The organism is Sphingorhabdus sp. EL138 (genome assembly GCF_945890115.1).
In the GTDB taxonomy this organism is placed as follows: Bacteria; Pseudomonadota; Alphaproteobacteria; order Sphingomonadales; family Sphingomonadaceae; genus Sphingorhabdus_B.
On sequence record NZ_CAMDCK010000008.1, the window covers coordinates 88,003 to 109,139 of the forward strand.

20 protein-coding genes, 1 tRNA gene, 1 other RNA gene and 1 pseudogene are annotated in these 21,137 nt (G+C 54.7%); 20 read left to right on the forward strand and 3 right to left on the reverse strand.

Annotation, left to right across the window (positions count from 1 at the left end):
- Positions 1-149: 149 nt before the first annotated feature.
- Both ruvX and Q0O07_RS05465 read right to left on the reverse strand, forming a co-directional pair.
- On the reverse strand, positions 150-611 hold the full coding sequence (gene ruvX / locus Q0O07_RS05460) for a Holliday junction resolvase RuvX (RefSeq protein ID WP_295491367.1): 462 nt from the start codon (positions 609-611) through the stop codon (positions 150-152).
- Positions 608-1,717, reverse strand: coding sequence for a DUF3089 domain-containing protein (locus Q0O07_RS05465; protein WP_295491316.1), 1,110 nt, complete (start codon positions 1,715-1,717; stop codon positions 608-610). Before Q0O07_RS05465 ends, ruvX begins: the two co-directional genes overlap by 4 nt.
- A gap of 229 nt (positions 1,718-1,946) precedes the next feature.
- On the opposite strand from Q0O07_RS05465, the gene ffs reads away from it, so the two are divergent.
- The 5 genes from ffs to Q0O07_RS05490 all read left to right on the forward strand — a co-directional run bounded on the left by ffs (position 1,947) and on the right by Q0O07_RS05490 (position 7,189).
- Positions 1,947-2,041, forward strand: an RNA gene (gene ffs / locus Q0O07_RS05470) — signal recognition particle sRNA small type.
- A 52-nt stretch (positions 2,042-2,093) separates the two neighbouring features.
- Complete coding sequence (locus Q0O07_RS05475; RefSeq protein WP_295491319.1) at positions 2,094-3,842, forward strand: DNA polymerase III subunit gamma/tau; 1,749 nt, start codon at positions 2,094-2,096, stop codon at positions 3,840-3,842.
- Positions 3,839-4,174 (forward strand): YbaB/EbfC family nucleoid-associated protein, encoded by a 336-nt coding sequence (locus Q0O07_RS05480; protein WP_295491322.1) that lies wholly within the window; start codon positions 3,839-3,841, stop codon positions 4,172-4,174. The genes Q0O07_RS05475 and Q0O07_RS05480 overlap by 4 nt, the downstream gene beginning before the upstream one ends.
- 154 nt (positions 4,175-4,328) lie before the next feature.
- A complete protein-coding gene (lon, locus tag Q0O07_RS05485; RefSeq protein ID WP_295491325.1) occupies positions 4,329-6,728 on the forward strand; it encodes an endopeptidase La in 2,400 nt (799 codons plus the stop codon).
- A 188-nt stretch (positions 6,729-6,916) separates the two neighbouring features.
- Positions 6,917-7,189 carry an HU family DNA-binding protein gene (locus Q0O07_RS05490; protein ID WP_295443736.1) on the forward strand — a complete coding sequence of 91 codons (273 nt, stop codon included), beginning with the start codon at positions 6,917-6,919 and terminating at the stop codon, positions 7,187-7,189.
- A gap of 220 nt (positions 7,190-7,409) precedes the next feature.
- Here Q0O07_RS05490 and Q0O07_RS05495 read toward each other — a convergent pair whose 3' ends face one another.
- Positions 7,410-7,649, reverse strand: coding sequence for a hypothetical protein (locus tag Q0O07_RS05495; RefSeq protein WP_295491329.1), 240 nt, complete (start codon positions 7,647-7,649; stop codon positions 7,410-7,412).
- 440 nt (positions 7,650-8,089) lie between these two features.
- Here Q0O07_RS05495 and rpsB point away from each other — a divergent pair, with 440 nt between their 5' ends.
- From rpsB to Q0O07_RS05570, 15 genes and pseudogenes are all read left to right on the forward strand, one after another.
- The gene (gene rpsB, locus Q0O07_RS05500; RefSeq protein ID WP_295491332.1) at positions 8,090-8,953 is read left to right on the forward strand and encodes a 30S ribosomal protein S2; all 864 of its coding nucleotides are present in this window, start codon (positions 8,090-8,092) and stop codon (positions 8,951-8,953) included.
- A 149-nt stretch (positions 8,954-9,102) separates the two neighbouring features.
- Positions 9,103-10,029: a translation elongation factor Ts gene (gene tsf, locus Q0O07_RS05505; RefSeq protein WP_295491335.1), complete on the forward strand. Its 927-nt coding sequence runs from the start codon at positions 9,103-9,105 to the stop codon at positions 10,027-10,029.
- Between the two features lie 144 nt (positions 10,030-10,173).
- Positions 10,174-10,899 carry a UMP kinase gene (pyrH, locus tag Q0O07_RS05510; RefSeq protein ID WP_295491370.1) on the forward strand — a complete coding sequence of 242 codons (726 nt, stop codon included), beginning with the start codon at positions 10,174-10,176 and terminating at the stop codon, positions 10,897-10,899.
- Positions 10,900-10,902: 3 nt separating this feature from the next.
- Positions 10,903-11,460 carry a ribosome recycling factor gene (gene frr / locus Q0O07_RS05515; RefSeq protein ID WP_295491338.1) on the forward strand — a complete coding sequence of 186 codons (558 nt, stop codon included), beginning with the start codon at positions 10,903-10,905 and terminating at the stop codon, positions 11,458-11,460.
- A 40-nt stretch (positions 11,461-11,500) separates the two neighbouring features.
- Positions 11,501-12,217: a polyprenyl diphosphate synthase gene (gene uppS, locus Q0O07_RS05520; protein WP_295491340.1), complete on the forward strand. Its 717-nt coding sequence runs from the start codon at positions 11,501-11,503 to the stop codon at positions 12,215-12,217.
- Complete coding sequence (locus Q0O07_RS05525; RefSeq protein ID WP_295491343.1) at positions 12,214-12,951, forward strand: phosphatidate cytidylyltransferase; 738 nt, start codon at positions 12,214-12,216, stop codon at positions 12,949-12,951. The genes uppS and Q0O07_RS05525 overlap by 4 nt, the downstream gene beginning before the upstream one ends.
- A gap of 4 nt (positions 12,952-12,955) precedes the next feature.
- Complete coding sequence (locus tag Q0O07_RS05530; RefSeq protein ID WP_295491345.1) at positions 12,956-14,116, forward strand: 1-deoxy-D-xylulose-5-phosphate reductoisomerase; 1,161 nt, start codon at positions 12,956-12,958, stop codon at positions 14,114-14,116.
- Positions 14,116-15,237 (forward strand): RIP metalloprotease RseP, encoded by a 1,122-nt coding sequence (rseP, locus tag Q0O07_RS05535; protein WP_295491347.1) that lies wholly within the window; start codon positions 14,116-14,118, stop codon positions 15,235-15,237. Before Q0O07_RS05530 ends, rseP begins: the two co-directional genes overlap by 1 nt.
- A 106-nt stretch (positions 15,238-15,343) precedes the next feature.
- Positions 15,344-18,013, forward strand: a complete 2,670-nt coding sequence (bamA, locus tag Q0O07_RS05540; protein ID WP_295491350.1) for an outer membrane protein assembly factor BamA — start codon at positions 15,344-15,346, stop codon at positions 18,011-18,013.
- Positions 18,013-18,714: an OmpH family outer membrane protein gene (locus Q0O07_RS05545; protein ID WP_295491352.1), complete on the forward strand. Its 702-nt coding sequence runs from the start codon at positions 18,013-18,015 to the stop codon at positions 18,712-18,714. The genes bamA and Q0O07_RS05545 overlap by 1 nt, the downstream gene beginning before the upstream one ends.
- A gap of 5 nt (positions 18,715-18,719) precedes the next feature.
- Positions 18,720-19,181 carry a 3-hydroxyacyl-ACP dehydratase FabZ gene (fabZ, locus tag Q0O07_RS05550; protein ID WP_295491354.1) on the forward strand — a complete coding sequence of 154 codons (462 nt, stop codon included), beginning with the start codon at positions 18,720-18,722 and terminating at the stop codon, positions 19,179-19,181.
- A gap of 156 nt (positions 19,182-19,337) precedes the next feature.
- The gene (gene rpmE, locus Q0O07_RS05555; protein WP_295443769.1) at positions 19,338-19,565 is read left to right on the forward strand and encodes a 50S ribosomal protein L31; all 228 of its coding nucleotides are present in this window, start codon (positions 19,338-19,340) and stop codon (positions 19,563-19,565) included.
- Between the two features lie 97 nt (positions 19,566-19,662).
- A tRNA-His gene (locus tag Q0O07_RS05560) sits at positions 19,663-19,739 on the forward strand.
- A gap of 111 nt (positions 19,740-19,850) precedes the next feature.
- The gene (locus Q0O07_RS05565) at positions 19,851-20,882 is read left to right on the forward strand and encodes a Glu/Leu/Phe/Val dehydrogenase dimerization domain-containing protein (protein ID WP_295491357.1); all 1,032 of its coding nucleotides are present in this window, start codon (positions 19,851-19,853) and stop codon (positions 20,880-20,882) included.
- A 52-nt stretch (positions 20,883-20,934) separates the two neighbouring features.
- Positions 20,935-21,137 (forward strand): annotated as a pseudogene (locus tag Q0O07_RS05570) (heme ABC transporter permease); the annotation flags it as partial.

Genomic DNA, 21,137 nt, shown 5'->3' on the forward strand with positions numbered 1-21,137 from the left:
AGGGTCCATTTAGCCTCTCTAGCTCTGGGCGTGCTGCGCGATAGACCCTGAACCAAGTTCAGGGTGACGGCATTGCTTCTAGGGTGACGGGGTGATTTAAGGGAAGTGGGAAAAATTATGGCGATCAATAGTGCCTTAGCCAACCAACATCACCCACTCGTCAGTGCATCAATCGCGCCTTGCAGGATGAACGCAGCTGCGCCGCTGTCGATTTTTTCGGCGCGTTTGGCGCGGCTCATGTCGGCGGCGATCATGTCGCGTTCGACAGCTTGGGTCGACCAACGTTCGTCACGCAGCAAAATTGGAAGGCCCAGATCTTCGATATTTTTCGCAAAGGCCCGGCTGGACTGGCTGCGCGGGCTTTCGCTACCATCCATATTTAACGGCAAGCCAATCACAATCCCGCGCGTGGGCCGCGTCGCGATAGTGGCCTTCAGTTCGAACTTATCCTTGGTAAATTTGGCGCGTTTGATGAGGTCCGCGGGCGAGGCAAAGGTCCAGCCAGCATCGCAAAAGGCCGTGCCAATGGTTTTGCTGCCAACATCAAGCCCGATTAAAACACCGCCGTCAAGCAGTTGATCGCGAAAGCTGGCAACCGATTCAAAAATCATTTCTGCAGATATTTCTGCACGCGCCATGTTGCATCCGCCCGCACATTGGCCCAAAATAAGGGAAAGTCATATACATGGTAATTGTTGCCGGGCAGGACATAGGGGCCAATTTCCGGTGGATCGCCAATCAGCAGGAACCCCTTGTCATCGCATCGTGCTGGCACCGCACCAACAATCATTTCGCCAGTTTTCAATTCATCATCGGGCTTTAACGTACCCAAATTCGCCTCCATCAACGTGGCAAGTTCTGCACCGCCATTCAACGGGTTGGTGCATAGCATTGGCGTGTCCTTGCGCGGCGTACCGTCAAATCCGGTTGTGGCGTTGTAGACTTTGACGATCCGGTCATATTCGGCAGGCTCGGCGAAGCTTTGCCACGCCATGATGCAGCCGGTGTCATCGGGACCCGTACATGCGGGTAAGCCAATTTGTGGCATATCAGCGGTTATCGATATCGGCCAACCAACGGCATAGACCGCGACAATGCGTTTGGCGATTGGCTTGCCCGCCACGCGGTCCTTGAGCAAATGTGTGAGGTGCAGCGCGCCTTGGCTATGCCCGGCCAATATGATCGGGCGGTCTTTTTGGACCTTTGCCGCAAATTCATCAAAGGCCAGAAGAACGTCTTGATAAGCAGCATCCAACGCTTGCTGGCCCTCTGGCTTAGTGGTCAGGAACGCGCCAATCGCCGCCTGACGGTACCGCGGGGCCCACATCTCGCCTGCACTCGCCAGTGGCGAAGCAAGGCCGCGTAGGAACATGCGCGCGCGGTCCTGTGATTCTGCGTCATTTAGGGGGGCGTTCCAATAATCCCTGCCAATGTAAGATGTAGGATGCACAAAAAATATCGCAGCAGAACCGGGCATTTCCGCCTTCGCTGCGCCCATCGGCAACCAATCGGCAGGATTGCCTGTTTTGCCGGGGCGCGCAAACCACATGTCATTGCCTGCATATTTGCTGGGTTCAAAGGCCGGTTGCTGTTCAAACTTGGCCGTCGGGACAAAGGCAAGCTCCGTCAACTCGCTTTCATAGATACGAATGACAAAGCCGCCCGCAATAACGAGGACGATAAGCGCTGCGACGATATAGAGAAATTTGCGTGCCAATTTTACATCCTGAGATTTTGTTGCGATTTACCCGATTAGATAGAAATAGCATCGGAAAATTGAATGGGGCCTGAAAGATTAGCATCAGGACCACTTAAATCTGCCATTTTGCGCATAAAGTCTTTGGCAAGCTTCGACGTGAAAGCGCCTTTCTTGTCCGTTTAATTGCGGCACTTGCCAATCGCCACAGCCGGTCTTGCAATTCGATAAGGTCGCGGCCATATGCGGCGTGGGAGTCGGATGGACGTGGCACTCGCCAACCTGGTCAGATCCTGACGGAAGCAGCCACAACGAATTCGCTGCGGGTCATTCGGCTCCTACTTTTCCCCATATTCCGGTGGAGAAGACTTCGACAAAGGTCGGTGATGCCTCTATTATGATGATAATGCCCGACTCCGACAGCCCAGATTTCGCGCCGCGCGACCCGGATATGCCCGATGATGCGTTGGGACTGGGGCTGAATTTGCCACCAACTGCCCCGTCACCAGTGGCTTCCGCGCCCGTCCCGACCGGCGGCGCGGCCTATCGCGTTCTGGCACGCAAATACCGGCCACAGACCTTTGCTGAACTTATCGGGCAGGACGCCATGGTGCAGACGCTGGGCAACGCCATTAAGCGGGACCGGCTGGCGCATGCATTTTTGATGACTGGCGTGCGCGGGGTAGGAAAAACATCTACCGCGCGGCTGATCGCTAAGGCGCTGAACTGCATTGGAACCGACGGGCAGGGTGGGCCAACTATCGACCCGTGCGGCCTATGTGAGCCTTGCGTTGCTATCGCCGAGGGCCGGCACATTGATGTCATCGAAATGGACGCCGCAAGCCACACGGGCGTTGACGATGTGCGGGAGATTATTGAGGCGGTGCGCTATTCAGCCGTTTCCGCGCGCTACAAAATTTACATCATCGACGAAGTGCACATGCTGTCGAAAAACGCATTCAACGCGCTTTTGAAAACGCTTGAAGAACCGCCGGGGCATGTGAAGTTCCTGTTTGCCACGACTGAGGTGAACAAGGTTCCGATCACCGTCTTGTCACGGTGCCAGCGTTTTGATTTGAAACGTATTTCCACCGAGAAGCTTTCAGCGCATTTTGCGGAAATCTCCGCGAAGGAAGCCGTTGCCGCCGAAGCAGAGGCGCTGACCCTGATCGCGCAAGCGGCGGAAGGTTCGGTTCGTGATGGCCTCTCGATCCTCGATCAAGCCATTGCCCATGCCGATATGGAAGGCGATGGCCAGGTCACCGCCACGCAGGTGCGCGACATGTTGGGGCTTTCTGACCGTGGCGCAATCCGCCGTCTGTTTGGGCTTATTCTTAAAGGCGACGCGCCGGCAATGCTGGCGGAGGCGAAGAACCAATATAATTTAGGCGTTGAACCGCTGGCGATGTTTGCCGGGCTTTTGTCCGAGGTCCATCGGCTCACGCTCGCAAAGGTTGGTGCGCCGCGTGATAAAGCTTTGGATGCCGAGGCTGCGGCGGTGGTTGAGGATCAGGCCGACCGCTTATCCTTCCCTGTTTTGCACCGCTTGTGGCAGCTGTTGCTGAAGGGGCAAGAAGAGGTCGCCCGCGCTTCAGTTCCGCTGGATGCGGCGGACATGGCTCTGCTGCGTGTGGTTCATGCCGCAACACTGCCTGATCCTGGGGAATTGGCCAAGATGATTGGCGACGGGGCGTTCACCGCTCCAGCGCCAGCTTCTACGCCTATGGCGCGCGATGTGCCGCCAACGGCAAATGTGCAGTCATTGATGCCAGCGAATTTCAATGCATTGCTGGAACGATTAGCGCGGGATGGTTTTGTCAGCCTTGAGATGACTATGCGTGATGTGGTCCGTCTCGTGGATTACGCGCCGCCTTTGCTTGCGTACCAATTGGCCGGGCCGGTTGCGCCGACCTTCTTGGCCGAATTGCGGGATGCATTGGCCAAGGTCACGGGCACCCGCTGGGACTTAGAAGAACGCGCCGGCGAAGCGCAGCCAAGCTTGCTGGAGCAAGAACAGGCGGCAGAAGAAGCGGATAAAAAACATATATTGGAGTCACCTTTGGTCAAGGCTGCTTTTGCCGCATTTCCAGAGGCGGAGCTGCTCGACAGTGACGAGAATGACATGAAATGGAGCAAGAGCGCATGAAAAGCATGGAAGAGATGATCAAAGCGGCGCAGGAAGCCGCCCAAAACATCCAGCAGCAGATGGAGCAAGCGCAGGCGACGCTTGACATCATTCAGGTTGAAGGCGTTTCCGGAGGTGGTCTCGTGAAAGTCCGCGCGACCGCCAAAGGCCGCATTTTGAACGTTGCGATAGATGACAGCCTGATCGTGCCTGCGGACAAGGGCATGTTGGAAGACCTGATCACAGCAGCCCTCAACGATGCCCGCGAAAAAGCGGATGCCGCCAGCAACGCCGAAATGAGCAAGATGTCCAGCGGTATGGCATTGCCGCCCGGGTTCAAACTGCCGTTTTAATAAACAGAATGGCTTTGATGCCGTATTCCAATACGGCTTTTCCCCAGTTAAATGCGTTCCACCGAAGCACATGCATTGAAAGCGCGTGCAAAGCGCTCATATTAAGGGGGAACAGGTAGGTCGTCGTTTTTGGCGACTGCCAATTGGAGTATCTATGGATCTGAACCTTCCATTATTGCCTTTGCGCGACATCGTTGTTTTCCCCGGCATGATTGTGCCTTTATTTGTCGGACGCGACAAATCGGTGGTTGCACTTGAAAGGGCTATGGCCGCCAATAAAGAAATTTTTCTGGTAGCCCAGCTTGACCCTGCCGAGGATGATCCTGACAAGGATGATCTATATAATATCGGCGTGACTGCCACTATCATGCAGTTGTTGAAACTGCCCGATGGCACTGTGCGCGTGCTGGTTGAGGGCAAGCAGCGGGCGGAATTGCGCGATCTTGTCGAGCGCGGTAACGATTATGTCGAAGCCAATATCAGCCTGATCACCGAAAAGAACGCTGAAGGGCCGGAGGCCTCTGCGTTAATGCGGTCGGTTACCGAGCAATTTGAGAATTATTCGAAGCTGAATAAGAAAATGCCTGCCGAAACGGCGGTGCAATTGACCGAGATTGAGACACCCTCTGCGCTGGCGGACGCGGTCGCGGCGAACATGCAATTGAAAGTGGCGGACAAGCAGTCCTTGTTGGTCGAAGCTAACCCGCTGCGCCGCTTGGAGATGGCCTTTGCCTTCATGGAGGGCGAGCTTGGCGTTTTGCAGGTGGAGAAGAAAATTCGTGGCCGCGTGAAGCGGCAGATGGAGAAGACCCAACGCGAATATTATCTGAATGAACAGATGAAGGCTATCCAGCGCGAGCTTGGAAATGATGATGGCGAAGGCGGCGACGAGATTGCCGAGCTTCAATCCAAGATCGATACAATGAAGCTGTCCAAGGAAGCAAAGGCGAAGGCCAATGCGGAATTGAAAAAGCTGCGTAGTATGGCGCCCATGTCAGCTGAAGCGACCGTGATCCGAAATTATCTCGATACTTTGCTGGGTATACCTTGGGGCAAGAAGTCGAAGCTGAAGCGGGATATCGCCAAGGCGCAGGATGTGCTCGATGCCGACCATTTTGCGCTGGAAAAGGTGAAGGACCGGATCATCGAATATCTTGCGGTGCAAGCCCGCACGAACAAGCTGAAGGGGCCAATATTGTGCCTCGTTGGTCCTCCCGGCGTCGGCAAGACCTCGCTTGGGAAATCGATTGCCAAGGCCACCGGCCGTGAATTTATTCGCCAATCCTTGGGCGGCGTGCGTGACGAAGCGGAAATTCGGGGTCACCGCCGAACCTATATTGGTTCGATGCCCGGTAAGGTCGCGGCAAATTTGAAAAAGGCAGGCACGATGAACCCGTTGTTCCTGCTCGACGAAATCGACAAGCTTGGACAGGATTTCCGAGGCGACCCCGCGTCGGCTTTGCTGGAAGTGCTTGACCCGGAACAGAACAACAAGTTCAATGACCATTATCTGGAAATTGATCTCGATTTGTCAGACGTCATGTTTGTGACGACTGCGAACAGTTTAAACTTGCCGCAAGCCTTATTGGACCGGATGGAAATCATCCGTCTTGAAGGCTATACCGAGGACGAGAAGTTTGAGATCGCCAAGCGGCATTTGATCGAAAAGCAAATTGAAGCCCATGGCTTGAAGCAAGATGAGTTTTCCATCAGCGACGACGCCTTGCGTGACGTTATCCGTTATTACACACGTGAAGCCGGCGTCCGCACTCTGGAGCGTGAAATTGCAAAGATTGCACGCAAGGCGCTGCGCCGCATCTTAGAAGGCAAAGACAAAAGCATTGCCATTACGCCGGAAAATCTGGCGGATTTTTCGGGTGTCCGCAAATATCGCCATGACATGGGCGAGGAAGAAAACCAGATTGGCGCCGTGACAGGCCTTGCCTGGACCGAAGTGGGCGGCGAATTGCTAACGATTGAGGCGGTTACGGTGCCCGGTAAGGGGCAGATCAAAACCACGGGCAAGCTTGGCGAGGTCATGAGTGAGTCCATTCAGGCCGCCTTGAGCTATGTGAAGGCGCGCGCGCCGAGCTATGGCATCAAGCCCAGCCTGTTTGCCCGCAAGGATGTGCACATTCACCTTCCCGAAGGCGCAGTGCCAAAGGATGGCCCCTCCGCCGGTATCGGCATGGTCACCTGCATCGTGTCTACACTAACTGGAATTGCTGTGCACCGTGATGTCGCGATGACTGGTGAAGTGACCTTGCGCGGAAGAGTGCTCCCCATCGGCGGCTTGAAGGAAAAATTGTTAGCGGCCTTGCGCGGCGGGATTAAAACAGTTCTCATTCCGCAAGAGAATGAGAAGGATCTCGCAGATATTCCGGCAAATATCAAAAATGGCCTGGAAATCATTCCCGTCAGCCATGTTGACCAAGTTCTGGCGCGTGCGCTTGTGGCACCATTGGTCGCCGTTGAGTGGACTGAGGCCGATGATCTGGCTGCGGCGTTGCCAGCAGGAATCGGCGGAGAAAATGGAGCTTCGGTGACACATTAATTGGGTGATTTCTGCCTATAATTGTATCTAATAGGCAGGACACGCTGTTTTTAACAGAAAATGACGGTTTTGGGCCGATATTTCCTTTGACAGTGTCGACAATGTCCCCATTATCCGCGCACCGGTCTAGGCCGCGACTCAATTTAGCAATAAGTGAGTGCCACATAATTTTAAGAGGGGGTTCCCATATGAACAAGCAAGATCTCGTCAGTGCAGTTGCCGACGCTAGCGGTTTGACCAAGGCTGACGCCGGTAAAGCTGTTGAAGCCACATTTGAAGCCATCACTGGCGCTCTGAAGAGCGGCGGCGAAGTGCGTCTTGTTGGTTTCGGCACTTTTGGCGTTGCAAAGCGTAAGGCATCGACCGGACGTAACCCACGCACTGGTGAGCCGATGACCATTAAGGCATCGACTCAGCCAAAGTTCAAAGCTGGCAAGGCGCTCAAGGACGCTGTCAACTAAGACATAGGCCAAGAAATTGGTAAAAAGGGCGGGGCGAAAGCACCCGCCCTTTTTTGTGAATTGAGGGAATTGAGGGAAGGGACCGTATCTCTCGATATTGTGCAACTTGTCCGCACAACGCATATTGGCGATGCGCCAGCCCTTGGGGTCAGGCGGCAACTAGGTCCATTTTGATACCCATTTATATTAACGGGTGACGATGTCGCCCATGCTGCATCTGCTACGCGGCCAAACGGTCTGCGTTTTGCGCGCGGGGCGCATTTGGAAAAGCGATGATCGCAGCAGGCGCCAATCGCCGCATATCGCCGAGAATAATCCGGCGCTCTCGCTGCATCGCTGGTGCAAATTCCATATCGATAACTTCTTGGATGCGCGGCATGGCGCTGTGCATGGACAGCATGATCACGCCAATGGATGCACCCAGCGCAGTGAGGAAGAGAAGGGAAGCGATGATAGTCATGGCACTAATCCTTTTTGGTCTCCGCCCCAAATTAGGCGGAGTGTTGATTCGGGTTTTACGCCGGATTGGCATCTTTGTTCACTATTTGTTCTTACCTGTCAAGCGGCATGACGCAGCCGGAATAACGCCGGGCAAAATGGGGAATGAATATTGGGTGCATTTGGCAGGAGCAAAAATGCAGCGATGACGCTCAATTGCATTTTTATGTTGTTTTGCGGTCCATCCAATCGCCTTTATGCAGATCAAGCTAAACCTCTTATTCATGGCGCTACTGCGGGTTTTTCATCTTAAGAAAAGCATTGGCGCTTGACGAATCTAGCTATCAACGGTAACGGCGCGCTCATTCCACATGGGAAACGCACATACCGGTGCTGATCTATGCCTTTCAGGCAATAGTGACGTTCTAGTTTCCCAGAGGCTCAACCGGAAGGAGAAGTACCATGGCGGCACCTGTCGTAACCATGCAGCAATTGCTTGAAGCTGGGGCCCATTTCGGCCACCAAACACATCGTTGGAACCCGCGTATGAAGCCGTATATCTTCGGCGCGCGCAACGGCATCCACATTCTCGATCTGTCGCAGTCCGTGCCATTGTTTGCACGGGCGCTCGATTTTGTCGCGCAGAGCGTTGCGTCTGGCGGTAAGGTTTTGTTCGTTGGCACAAAGCGTCAGGCCCAAGGCCCAATCGCCGATGCAGCCCGCGCATCGGGTCAGCATTTCGTCAACCATCGCTGGTTGGGCGGCATGCTCACCAACTGGAAGACCATTTCAAACTCGATCAAGAAGCTGAAGACGCTTGAAGAGCAGCTTTCGGGCGACACGCACGGTTTCACGAAGAAGGAAATCCTTCAAATGACCCGCGAGCGCGACAAGCTTGAAATGAGCCTTGGCGGTATTCGCGACATGGGCGGTATTCCTGAGGTCATGTTCGTCATTGACGCCAACAAGGAAGAGCTTGCCATCAAGGAAGCCAATGTTTTGGGTATTCCAGTGATCGCGATCCTCGATTCAAACGTGTCGCCTGACGGCATTGCATTCCCCGTTCCTGCAAATGATGATGCCGCACGCGCCATTCGTTTATATTGCGACGCTGTTGCCACTGCGGCAACAAAGGGCAATGTAAACGCTAAGGTTGCCAAGGGCATCGACCTTGGTGCGGAAGTTGAGCCAGCGGCTGAACCAGCCTTGGTTGAAGAAGCTGCGCCAGTAGCCGAAGAAGCAGCGCCTGTTGAAGAAGCAGCGCCTATTGCCGAAGCTGCTCCAGCCGAAGCATCTGCCGCAGAAGCGCCTGCCGCCGAAGCGTAATTAATCTGTCGTCACCCCCGCGTATGCGGGGGCCCAACTCCGGACGTTCATCAATAAGGTGAGCGTAGGTGTTGGATCCCCGCTTTCGCGGGGATGACGAACTTAAATGAGGTCTGTTGGCCTCCTGCACATTTCGAAAGGACACATTTATGTCTGCAATTACCGCTTCAGCCGTCAAGGAACTGCGTGAGCTTTCCGGCGCTGGCATGATGGATGCCAAAAAGGCGCTTGAAGAAACCAATGGCGATATCGAAGCCGCCGTTGATTTGCTGCGCGCTAAGGGCCTTGCAACCGCTGCCAAGAAATCCAGCCGCACTGCGGCCGAAGGTCTTGTCGGTGTTGCTGTAATCGGCACCAAGGGCACGGCTATTGAAGTAAACAGCCAGACCGACTTCGTCGCCAAGAACGAACAGTTTCAGGAATTCGTTGCTGCCGTTAGCCAAGTTGCCCTTGGCTTGGCTGCTAACGAAGCCGAGGCCGTTTTGGCTGCGCCTTATAACGGCGGCGAAACCGTTCAGGAACGTCTGACCAACAACATTGCAACCATCGGTGAAAACCAGGTTATCCGCCGCGTTAAGTCACTTTCGGTTAGCAATGGCCGTGTGGTTTCTTATGTGCATAACGCTGCGGCGCCCGGCATGGGCGGCATTGGCGTTCTCGTGGCGCTTGAGAGCGAAGCCGACGCAGCCACGCTGGATGGCCTTGGTAAGCAATTGGCGATGCACATTGCGGCTGCATTCCCGCTGTCACTTGATGAAACCGGCCTTGACGCTGACACGCTTGAGCGTGAGCGCGGCATTGCCCGTGAAAAGGCATCAGAAAGCGGCAAGCCTGCCGATATCGTCGAAAAGATGGTTGAAGGTGCTGTGAAGAAGTTCGCCAAGGAAAATGCATTGTTGAGCCAGCCATTTGTCATGGACGGCAAGACACCCATTTCAGACGTGGTTGCCGCCGCTGCTAAAGAAGCGGGCAAACCGATCGTGCTGAAGGACTATGTCCGTTTTCAGCTTGGTGAGGGTATTGAAAAGGAAGTATCCGACTTTGCGGCTGAAGTAGCTGCGGCGGTTGGCGCATAAGAACAAAAGTGCCGTTCGCATCTCGAGTAAGCGGGGCGCGCGCGGAGTTTATGCGCCGTCATTTAATTACGGCATAAGCACTTGGCGATGTGGCGCGCGGCTTCTATAGCTGGGCGCCATTATCGTATTAGGGTGAGGGACATTATGGGCGCGCACGGCTATCGTCGCATTCTACTGAAATTATCAGGTGAAGTGCTTATGGGCGACCAAGCCTATGGCATTGACCCCGACACGGTCGCGCGCGTTGCCGAAGAGGTAAAGGCGGCGCAGGATACGGGCCTCCAATTATGCTTGGTCATCGGCGGGGGTAATATCTTCCGTGGGATGGCCGGCGCTGCGAAAGGCATGGATCGCGCGCAGGCTGACTATATGGGCATGCTTGCGACCGTTATGAACGCGCTCGCGATGCAAAATGCGCTGGAACAGCTTGGCGTACCGACCCGCGTCCAATCCGCGATTGAGATGGATAAGGTTTGCGAACCGGTCATTCGCCGCCGTGCGGAACGGCATCTTGAAAAAGGGCGCATTGTCATTTTCGCCGCTGGCGTTGGCGCACCGTTCTTCACCACGGATAGCGGCGCCGCGTTGCGCGCGGCCGAAATGCAATGCGATGCCTTGTTTAAGGGGACCTCGGTTGATGGCGTCTATGACGCTGATCCTAAAAAAGTCTCAACAGCAAAACGTTACGAAACATTAAGTTACAACCGTGTCTTGGCAGATAATCTGAAGGTTATGGATGCCAGCGCGGTATCTTTGTGCCGTGATAACAACATTCCAATTGTGGTGTTCTCTATCCGTGAGCAGGGCAATTTATTGAAAGTGCTCGACGGAAGCGGCACTTCAACTGTGGTAACAAGCGAAGGAAATTAACCCATGCCGCAATATGACAAAACCGATGTAGAGCGCCGCATGAAGGGCGCCGTCGATTCATTGAAAAGCGATCTTTCAGGCTTGCGGACGGGCCGCGCCAACGTGACCTTGCTCGATCCGGTGGTGGTTGAAGTCTATGGATCGCACATGCCGTTGAGCCAAGTTGCCACCGTCAGCGCGCCAGAACCGCGTCTGTTGTCGGTTCAGGTATGGGACCGGTCAAATGTGACCCCAGTGGAAAAAGCCATTCGTTCGGCAGGCCTGGGCCTAAACCCGATCACCGATGGCCAGACGCTGCGCCTGCCAATCCCCGACCTTACCGAAGAACGTCGCAAGGAACTTGCAAAGCTCGCGGGCCAATATGCGGAAAAAGCCAAAATCGCGATCCGCAACGTCCGCCGCGATGCCAATGACGCGCTAAAGACCGATGAGAACAAGAAGGAAATCAGCGAAGACGACCGCAAAAGGTTGGAAACTGAAGTCCAGAAAATGACCGATGACATGATAAAGGCGGTCGATGATGCGGCCGCGCACAAAGAAAAGGAAATCCTGAGCCAGTGATTTTGGCCAGTCCTGTAACTGCATCGGGTTTAGCTAACTGATGGCTGTCGCTGACGCTCAAGAGCGCATTGCCGCCGGAACGGGCAAAATGCCGCGTCATGTTGCTATCATCATGGATGGCAATGGCCGTTGGGCGAAAAAGCGCATGTTACCGCGGGCGATGGGGCATAAGCGGGGTGTGGAGACTGTCCGGAATATCGTCCGTGCGGCGGGTGAGCTTGGGCTGGAAACGTTGAGCCTATACGCCTTCTCCAGCGAAAATTGGAAACGGCCCAAGGATGAGATCAGTGATCTCATGGGCATCATGCGCGATTTTATCAAATCTGACCTTGATGAGTTCGCTGCGAACGATGTGCGCCTTAAAATTATTGGTAATTATAAAGCATTAGCGCCAGACATTGTGGACATGCTTGAAGAATCCATTGCGCGGACGTCGCAGAACAGCCGCACGACTTTGGCGGTTGCCTTAAACTATGGATCGCAAGATGAGATGGTCCGCGCGGCCCGCGCTGCCGCTGCGCAGGGCGAAATAAATGCGGCGGGCATTGAGGCTAATCTCGACACGGCTGGCTTGCCGCCGCTGGATTTGCTTATCCGCACGTCAGGGGAGCAACGGCTGTCTAATTTCATGCTGTGGCAGGCGGCTTATGCCGAATTGTGGTTTACCGAAACTTTATGGCCGGATTTTAGCAAGGACGAACTCGCGGCTGCCCTCAACGAATTTGCGCGGCGTGAACGGCGCTATGGTGGTCGATGAACGATAAGGTCGCGCCGCTGCTAAAACCCCGATCGGACCTGGGCATACGGACATTGTCGAGCGTTGCTATGATGTCGGTTGCAATCATTGCGATCTGGCTGGGCGGCTATGTCTTTATGGGCCTCGTTATTGCCGTTGGCCTTGGCGTGTTTTATGAATTTACCAAATTGGTGCTTGGTTTCACACACAGTCGCCAGGCGCGGATATTGTGGCTATTGGGCGGCCTTGCCTATGTCGGCTTGGCATGTTTCACTTTAATTCTGTTCAGCGCGCCTTTCTTTGGCATGACGCCCGCAATCCTATTGATCGCAGGTGTCATCGGCACGGATGTCGGTGCATATTTTGCCGGACGAAGTATCGGCGGAGCCAAGATCGCGCCACGCATTAGCCCGTCCAAAACATGGTCCGGCCTTTTTGGCGGCATGATTGGCGCGGGTCTTATGATGGTTTTTATGCAAGCAGGCATCTACGCCTTCAGGAGCGGTGAAGCTGGCGATGGCGATGTTTATCTGGCTTATGGCTGGTTTCGCCTCCTGCTGACGGGGGGCGCGCTCGCGGTGGTCGCGCAAATGGGCGATTTTTTCGAAAGCGGGATGAAGCGGCGGGCAGGGGTAAAAGATTCCGGCCGATTGATTCCGGGCCATGGCGGGTTATTTGACCGGACGGATGGCCTGATTGCTGTCGCTTTTGCCGCCGGTGTTATCATGGTCTTTCAAACTGTAGCGGGAAGCTGACCCCATGACCCGCAGCGTTTCCATCTTTGGCGCAACAGGTTCGGTCGGGTTATCGACACTGGACCTCATTCGGCAGCATCGCAGCCAATATCGCGTTGTCGCGCTAACCGCGAATGGCAATGCTGCTGCCATAGCGCAGCTGGCGCGGGAATTTGATGCCGAATTGGCGGTCGTTGCGGATGAAACGGCCTATGCCGATCTCAAGGACGCATTGGCAGGGACAGGCATAGAAGCCGCATCAGGCGCAGACGCGCTTGTGGAGGCCGCTAGACGCAATGCCGATTGGACCATGGCCTCGATAGTGGGATGTGCGGGATTGCCCCCCACGATGGCTGCAATCGAGGCTGGGAAGACCGTTGCTTTGGCCAATAAGGAAGCCTTGGTCTCCGCAGGTGCATTGATGATGGCTGCGGTACGCCGGTCGGGCGCCGCTTTGCTGCCCGTCGACAGCGAACATAATGCAATATTCCAGTGCCTTGCGGGCGGAAAAATTGACCAAGTACGCAAGATCACGCTGACCGCAAGCGGTGGGCCGTTTCGTTCTTTCTCGCTTGAGGCAATGCGCGGCGTAACGCCAGCGCAGGCCGTGGCGCATCCCAATTGGGACATGGGCGCGAAGATCAGCATCGATTCCGCGACCATGATGAACAAGGGCCTTGAACTGATTGAGGCCTATCATTTGTTTCCGGTGGGCTTGGATAAAATCGAAATCCTTGTGCATCCACAATCGGTCATTCATTCGATGGTCGAATATGTAGATTGTTCGACTTTGGCGCAGCTTGGATCGCCAGATATGCGTATTCCCATTGCCAGCGCATTGGCATGGCCGGAGCGCATAATGACAACGTGCAAGCCGCTGGATCTAGCGACCATTGGGCAGTTGACGTTTGAGCAGCCGGACATCGCGCGGTTTCCAGCATTACGACTTGCCCGCGCGGCGATATCCGAAGGCGGCGCAAAGCCGGCAATCATGAACGCGGCCAATGAAGTTGCCGTGGCGGCGTTCTTGAATGGCCAAATCGGTTTTCTCGATATCGCAGCTTTGGTGGAAGATACGCTCTGCGGTTATGCACCGAACAACCTGCCAACCTGCATCGATGACTTGTTCAGCATAGATGCAGCCGCGCGCCGTTATGCGCAGACGCTCATACAAAAGGTCACCTAATGCCCATGGAATCGCCAAATATTGTTGTGACTGTCCTCGCGTTTCTTGCGTTGATCGGCAGTCTGGTTGTTGTTCACGAACTTGGCCATTATTTCGTCGGCCGCTGGTTTGGCGTGAAGGCGGAGAAATTCTCGATTGGCTTTGGCCCTCAAATTTGGGGCCGGGTAGACAAGCGCGGAACGCTATGGCGCATTGGCCTGCTGCCTTTGGGCGGCTTTGTCCAATTCGCAGGCGATATGAATCCCGCCAGCCAAGCCGACGAAGGCTGGAAGCAGTTGCCAGATGAGGAGCGCAACCAGACGTTCCAGTCCAAGACATTGTGGCAACGTGCGTTGATTGTCTTTGCCGGGCCAGCGGTCAATTTCATCTTGGCCATCCTGATCGCGATGGGTTTCCTGTTGGCGTTTGGGAAATCGGTGACGCCACCTGTAGTTGACGTTGTGCAGCCCAATAGTGCGGCTGCGGTGGCGGGCCTGATGGAAGGAGACCGCATCCTCACTTTGAATGGCCGGACCATCGAGACATTCGACCAAATGGCGCAAGAAATTGTGATGATCCCCAACGAACAGGTTGTGATAGAAATCGAACGCGACGGCGCAGCCATGACAAAGCAGGCCAAGGTCGCTGCGGCTATCGAAGTTGATCGTTTCGGCAATGAATATCGTATTGGTCGGCTCGGCGTTGGGGCCAGTAAATTGGAAGTCCGCGAAGTGGGCCTGCTTGAGGCACCTTGGGCTGCGGTTGTTCAAACGGGCAATATCTTGCGGCAGCAGGTGATTGGCCTTGGTCAGATTATTTCAGGTCGTCGGCCAATTTCCGAACTTGGCGGTCCGTTGAAAATCGCAAAAGTATCTGGTGAGGCGATGAGCCTTGGTATTTTAACATTCATTAGCCTTGCTGCGTTGATCTCGATTAACTTGGGGTTCATCAATCTGCTGCCAATCCCGATGCTCGATGGAGGGCATTTGTTGCTCTACGCCGTGGAAGCTGTGCGTCGGCGTCCAGCCACGCCAGTTGTGCAGGAGTGGGCTTTTCGTGCAGGATTTGCGATGCTGGCGGCATTTATGATAATGGTAACATTCAACGACCTTGCCTCTTTCGGTCTTTTCGAAAGCGGTTGAGGGCATTGCATACTTGATTGCGCGCGCTGCATGGGGCAGGGACGCAAAACTATTCTATCGGCAATATGCCATCGCCCAGTGGGGGCGGACATCAGATCGGATGACAATGAAAAGTAGACCTCGCGGCAACTTCAAAAGCTTTGGCATATATTTGTTGGGCTCGACGGCGCTTGCCGCGACGGGTTCCATGACTCCCGCTTTGGCGCAGACCGCAACGGCGACGCCCGCTGCGCAGTCTGAGGCAGCTGCACCCGCTGAAACCATTCAATCCATCACTGTTGTTGGCACGCAACGACTCGAAGCCGATACCGTTCGATCATATATCCGCTTACGCACGGGGCAGCCATGGACGCAGGTCTCTGCTGACCAAGCGTTGAAGGATCTGTATGCGACCGAATTGTTCGCGGATGTTGCTGTCCGCAATAACGCTGGCGCAGTTGTTATTGAGGTGCGCGAAAACCCAGTGGTGAACCGCATCATTCTTGAAGGCAATAAGCGCATCAAGAATGACAAAATTGAACCAGAAATCAAACTTGCGCCGCGCCAGATTTATTCGCGATCCAAAGTGCGCGCCGATGTTGCGCGCATTGTTGAACTCTACAAGCGTCAGGGGCGATTTGCGGCGGTCGTTGAGCCTAAATTGGTTCAGCTCGACCAAAACCGCGTAGACATTGTTTTCGAAATTACCGAAGGGCCAAAGTCCAAGGTTCAGCAGATCAACATCATCGGCAACGACAAGTTTTCCGATGGCCAGCTGCGTGGCGAGATGGTCACGAAGCAGGCGCGTTTCTACCGGTTTTTCAGCTCCGGCACCAGCTATGACCCGGACCGCTTGGCGTTCGACCAACAAAAGCTGCGTCAATTTTACCTGACACAAGGCTATGCCGATTTCCGCGTTGTTTCCGCAGTCGCCGAACTGACGCCTGATAAGCAGGACTTCATCATCACTTATGTGGTGGAAGAGGGTGACCGGTATAAATTTGGTGACGTCAAGGTTGATAGCCAAATTCGCGATTTTGATTCAGAGCGGCTGACGACGACTTTGCGCATGAAAAAAGGCGACTGGTATGACGCCAAGATGGTGGAAGACACCGTCGAAAGCCTCTCGGAAACCGCAGGTTTGTTTGGCTATGCCTTTGCCGACGTAAACCCTGATTTCCAGCGGGATAAAGATACGCTGACTATGGGCATTACGTTCAACGTGGCGGAATCTCCGCGCGTGTTTGTGGAACGGATCGACATTAACGGCAACACGCTGACGCATGATAAGGTTGTCCGCCGCGAATTCCGCCTGAACGAAGGTGATGCGTTTAATAGCATTCAGGTAAAGCGGACCGCAGAACGTATTAAATCGCTCGGATATTTTCAGGAAGACCTTGAAGTCGAACAGGCGCAGGGCAGTGCGCCCGACCGCATCATCCTGTCCACCAATGTCGAGGAAAAAGCGACGGGCGAATTGTCCTTGTCCGCAGGTTTCTCCTCGATTGAAAACTTCATTTTCCAAGGTTCGATCAAGCAACGCAACTTCCGCGGCTTGGGTCAAGAATTGCGGACGAATATTTCGTATTCATCTTATTCAAAATCAGCGGAAATTGGCTTTACCGAACCTTATTTGTTTGATCGTTCGATTGCCGTTTCGGGCGACATTTTCCGTCGGGATTTAAACAGCTTCAACTTCTTCAACAACCAACGCAACACGACCTATGAGCAAGCCACAACAGGTTTGCAGGTGCGCGTTGGTGTGCCCGTCAATGAATTCATTTATTTTCAGGTGCGTTACGGCTTGAGCCAAGATGATATTTCACTTGATGAGAACACCTTCTTCTCTGACCCGGATGGCTTCGGCCCGCTTCCACCGTCGTGCGACCCGATCATTGCCGGACGTTTTCTGTGCGATGCGCTGGGTAAGCGTTTGACGTCCTCCATTGGTTACACGTTGCTTTATGATGATCGTGACAACCGCATCCGCCCGACACGCGGCCAAAGCATCGGCTTAAGCCAAGACATTGCCGGGCTTGGCGGTGATGTTAAGTATATTAAAACGCGCATTAACGCAGACAAATTTTGGAAGCCCTTCGGTAATTTCATTTTCGGATTGTCGTTTGAAGGTGGCTATATCCACTCGTTGGAAGACCGCGGTTTGACCTCTCAGGGTATTGACGATGTTCGACTGACCGACCGTTTCTATCTGGGTGAGCCGCAAATGCGCGGGTTCGACATTCGCGGCATCGGCCCACGTGTGCAGCGTGTGTTCTTCGAAGGTCAGGTCGTAAACGGGTTGGCCGTTAATACGCCACTGACGGATCGCAACCAGATCCAGGATGATGCTATTGGCGGACGTTTCTATTATCTTGGCCGTGCCGAACTACAAATTCCGCTGGGCAGCGGCGCAAGAGAGCTGGGCTTACGTCCTTCCTTGTTCGTCGATGTGGGTTCTGTGTTTGATGTGACACGTCCCATTTTACAGACGGTGGCGCAGCGCGAAGTGCTGGCGAACGGCACGCAAGGCGCTCCATTATATTATTTTGTGGATTCCGCTGGCGCGCTTCAAACATCCACCACGGCTATCAATGCCGATGGCTCGACCCGGGTTGCCGCGCTGCGTTTCGAAGAGCGCTTTTTCGGCGACAGTTGGAAACCGCGCTTGTCGGTTGGCTTTGGCGTCAACTGGAATTCACCTTTTGGTCCGTTCAGAATCGATATAGCCCGCGCTCTGCTCAAGCAGGAGGGTGACGACACCAAATTATTTACATTCAACGTAGGAACGCAATTCTAATGAAAATTCGTAAAAACATTCTAGCCGCAGCCTTTTTGTCAGTAGCTGCCATTTCGGCACCAGCGTCTGCCCAAGTTGCAGGCATCGCTACCGCTGACACGGCAGTTGCAATCACCCGTTCAAAGGCGCTTGGCACAGCCTATCAGCAAATCGGCACGCAATACGCCCCCGTGGCGCAGCAGTTGCAAGCCAAGCGGGTAGAGATCAACAATCTGAACGCGCAGCTTGATATCAACAAGGACAAGGAACTGACGCAGGCCGAGATTGACGTCGCGATTAAGGCGAATAGCCCCTTGCTGAAGCAGATCGACACAAAGCAGATGGAACTGAACACACTTCAGGATCCTATCGTGCTTGCGCAGCTTTATGCCGTTGAACAGATTGCGTTGAAATATGACGCTGCACAGCAAGCCGTCATTACCGCCAAGAAAATCAATGTCATCCTTGCGCCCGATGCGTTTGTGTGGGCTCCAGATGCCGTCGATGTGACTGCCGCGATCACGGCTGAATTGGACAAGGCCGTTCCATCAGCGACGATCACGCCGCCCGCCGGCTGGCGTCCGTCGCGCCAGATTGGCGCCTTATATCAGCAGATTCAGCAGTTGATTAACGCCGCAACGCAGCAGGCCCAAGCGGCTGCGGCTGCGGCTGCGCAGGCACGTCCAGCTGCGGCACCAGCAGCGCAGCCTGAAAGCCGCTAGACTTTATGTCCGGGGGCGATTTCAGCAATTTTGACGTACGCCGGGTCATGGCGGTGCTTCCGCACCGTTACCCCATGCTTTTGGTCGACCGCGTAGAGGAGCTTGTCGTTGACGAGCGTATTTGCGCGGTCAAGGCCGTGACCATGAATGAAGGGTTTTTTCAGGGGCACTTTCCGGGAAGACCCATCATGCCGGGTGTTATGATTGTCGAGGCACTGGCCCAAGCGGCTGGCGTGTTGGCGATGGAAAGCCTTGGGTTGATCGGTTCGGGCAAGCTTGTGTATTTCATGTCGATTGACAATGCCAAATTCCGTGCGCCCGTTGAGCCAGGATGCTTGTTGCATTTGCACGTTGAATTTGTGCAGAAACGTGCCCGGGTATGCAAATTTGCCGGACGCGCCATGGTTGGCGACCAAATCGCTGCTGAGGCCGAATTTATGGCAATGATTGCCGAGCCACCTGCTTGATGAGGCATAAGGGTAAATAGCACAGAGTTGTTAATCCGCCACACCCGCGTTCTGCAATATTTCCATGTTGCTATCGCGCCCGCTCCCCGCTATGCGCGGCGCTTCCGAATTTAGGGTTACCGGTCGGAAACCGGTGACTGAACAAAGGATTTATGTATGAAAGCCGACATTCACCCCGATTATCACATGATCAAGGTGCAGATGACCGATGGCACCATCTTCGAAACGCGCTCCACTTGGGGCAAGGAAGGTGACACCCTCGCTCTGGATATCGATCCGACATCGCACCCTGCATGGACCGGCGGTTCGGGCCGTATGCTTGACACTGGTGGCCGCGTTGCTCAGTTTAACAAGCGTTTTGGCGGCCTCAGCCTCAAAAAATAAGATTTTCCATGTGCCGGGCGAAGGCTCGGCACATGACAAATTTACGGTCTAAGATGAGACCGAAAAACGGGATCGCGCCTGCCTCAGTGGCGCTATGGCGACCGTAGCTCAGTTGGTTAGAGCGCTGGTTTGTGGTACCAGAGGTCGGGGGTTCAAGACCCCTCGGTCGCCCCATTTCTCCCACGCCAAAATCTATGTGACATTTGCGAGGCGTAATATTATTACGCCTGCACGTAATATGATTCCGAACGCCGAAGGGCGATTTGTCGCACAAGGATATATACCATGCCCGCCATTTGGGACCTGCCTGATTTTGATTCGCACGAGGCTGTGCACGTCTTTGACGACCGCGTGACTGGGCTAAGGGCGGTTATCGCTGTGCATTCTACTCATTTGGGGCCAGCAGCAGGCGGAACGCGTTTTTGGCATTATGCCGATTCTCAGGCCGCGATTACAGATGCGCTGCGTCTGTCGCGCGGCATGAGCTACAAAAACGCACTGGCGGGGCTTTCTGCCGGCGGTGGCAAAGCGGTCATTCTTGCGAACCCGCAGCGCACCAAAAAGCAGGATATGCTCGACGCATTTGCTCGCGCGGTGGACTCGCTCGGCGGGCAATATATCACGGCGCAGGATGTCGGCATGTCAGAGGCAGACATGGTTTCTTTGTCGAAGGTTACGCCGCACGTTGCCGGATTGCCGGAGCAAGGCGGCGATCCGGGTCCTTATACAGCGCGCGGTGTGTATCTTGGCGTTCAGGCCGCGGCAAAGCATGCACTTGGTGCCGACAGATTGTCTGGTGTCCATGTCGCCATTCAGGGCGTTGGCAGCGTTGGCGGCGGTCTGGCGCGTTATTTGGCGCAGCAAGGGGCCAAGCTCACATTGGCCGATGTCGATGCGCAACGTGCCGCCGATCTGGCTGCGGAACTTGGCGGCAATAGCGTCCCTGCCGACGCGATCATGACCGTCGATGCAGACATCTTCAGTCCCTGCGCTTTGGGGGCCATACTTACGCTAGCCAGCGTGCACGCCTTAAAAGTGCGCGCGGTTGCTGGCGGGGCGAACAACCAATTGGCCTTAGGGCCCGAGGGCCGACTGCTGGCGGATAGGGGCATCCTTTACGCGCCTGATTATGTCATCAACGCAGGCGGCATTATCAACGTGTTACGCCATATCGAAAATGCCGATGATGCGGAAATCAACCGTCGCATTGATGCCATTCCGGATCGTCTTTCCGCCATCTGGACTGAAAGCGATTCGACCAACAGAACGCCAGCCGAAGTTGCCGACAATATGGCACAAAAGCTTATTGGCAGATGATCGCAAATCCGTTGGCGTAAGGCTTTTGCGGTGCTAAAGGCGCTGCTTAATGATGCATCTCTTTGCCAATCCTGCCCGATTCTTGCGTATCGCAAAGCCGCTCACCCCAGCATTATTTTGGCCAGGGATCATGCTCGTGCTCGGCGCTTGCATTTGGGGTGTGTTTTTTACGCCAACAGAACGTCTCATGGGCGATACTGTTAAGATCATCTTCGTACATGTTCCCGCCGCTTGGCTGGGCATGGGGGGGTGGAC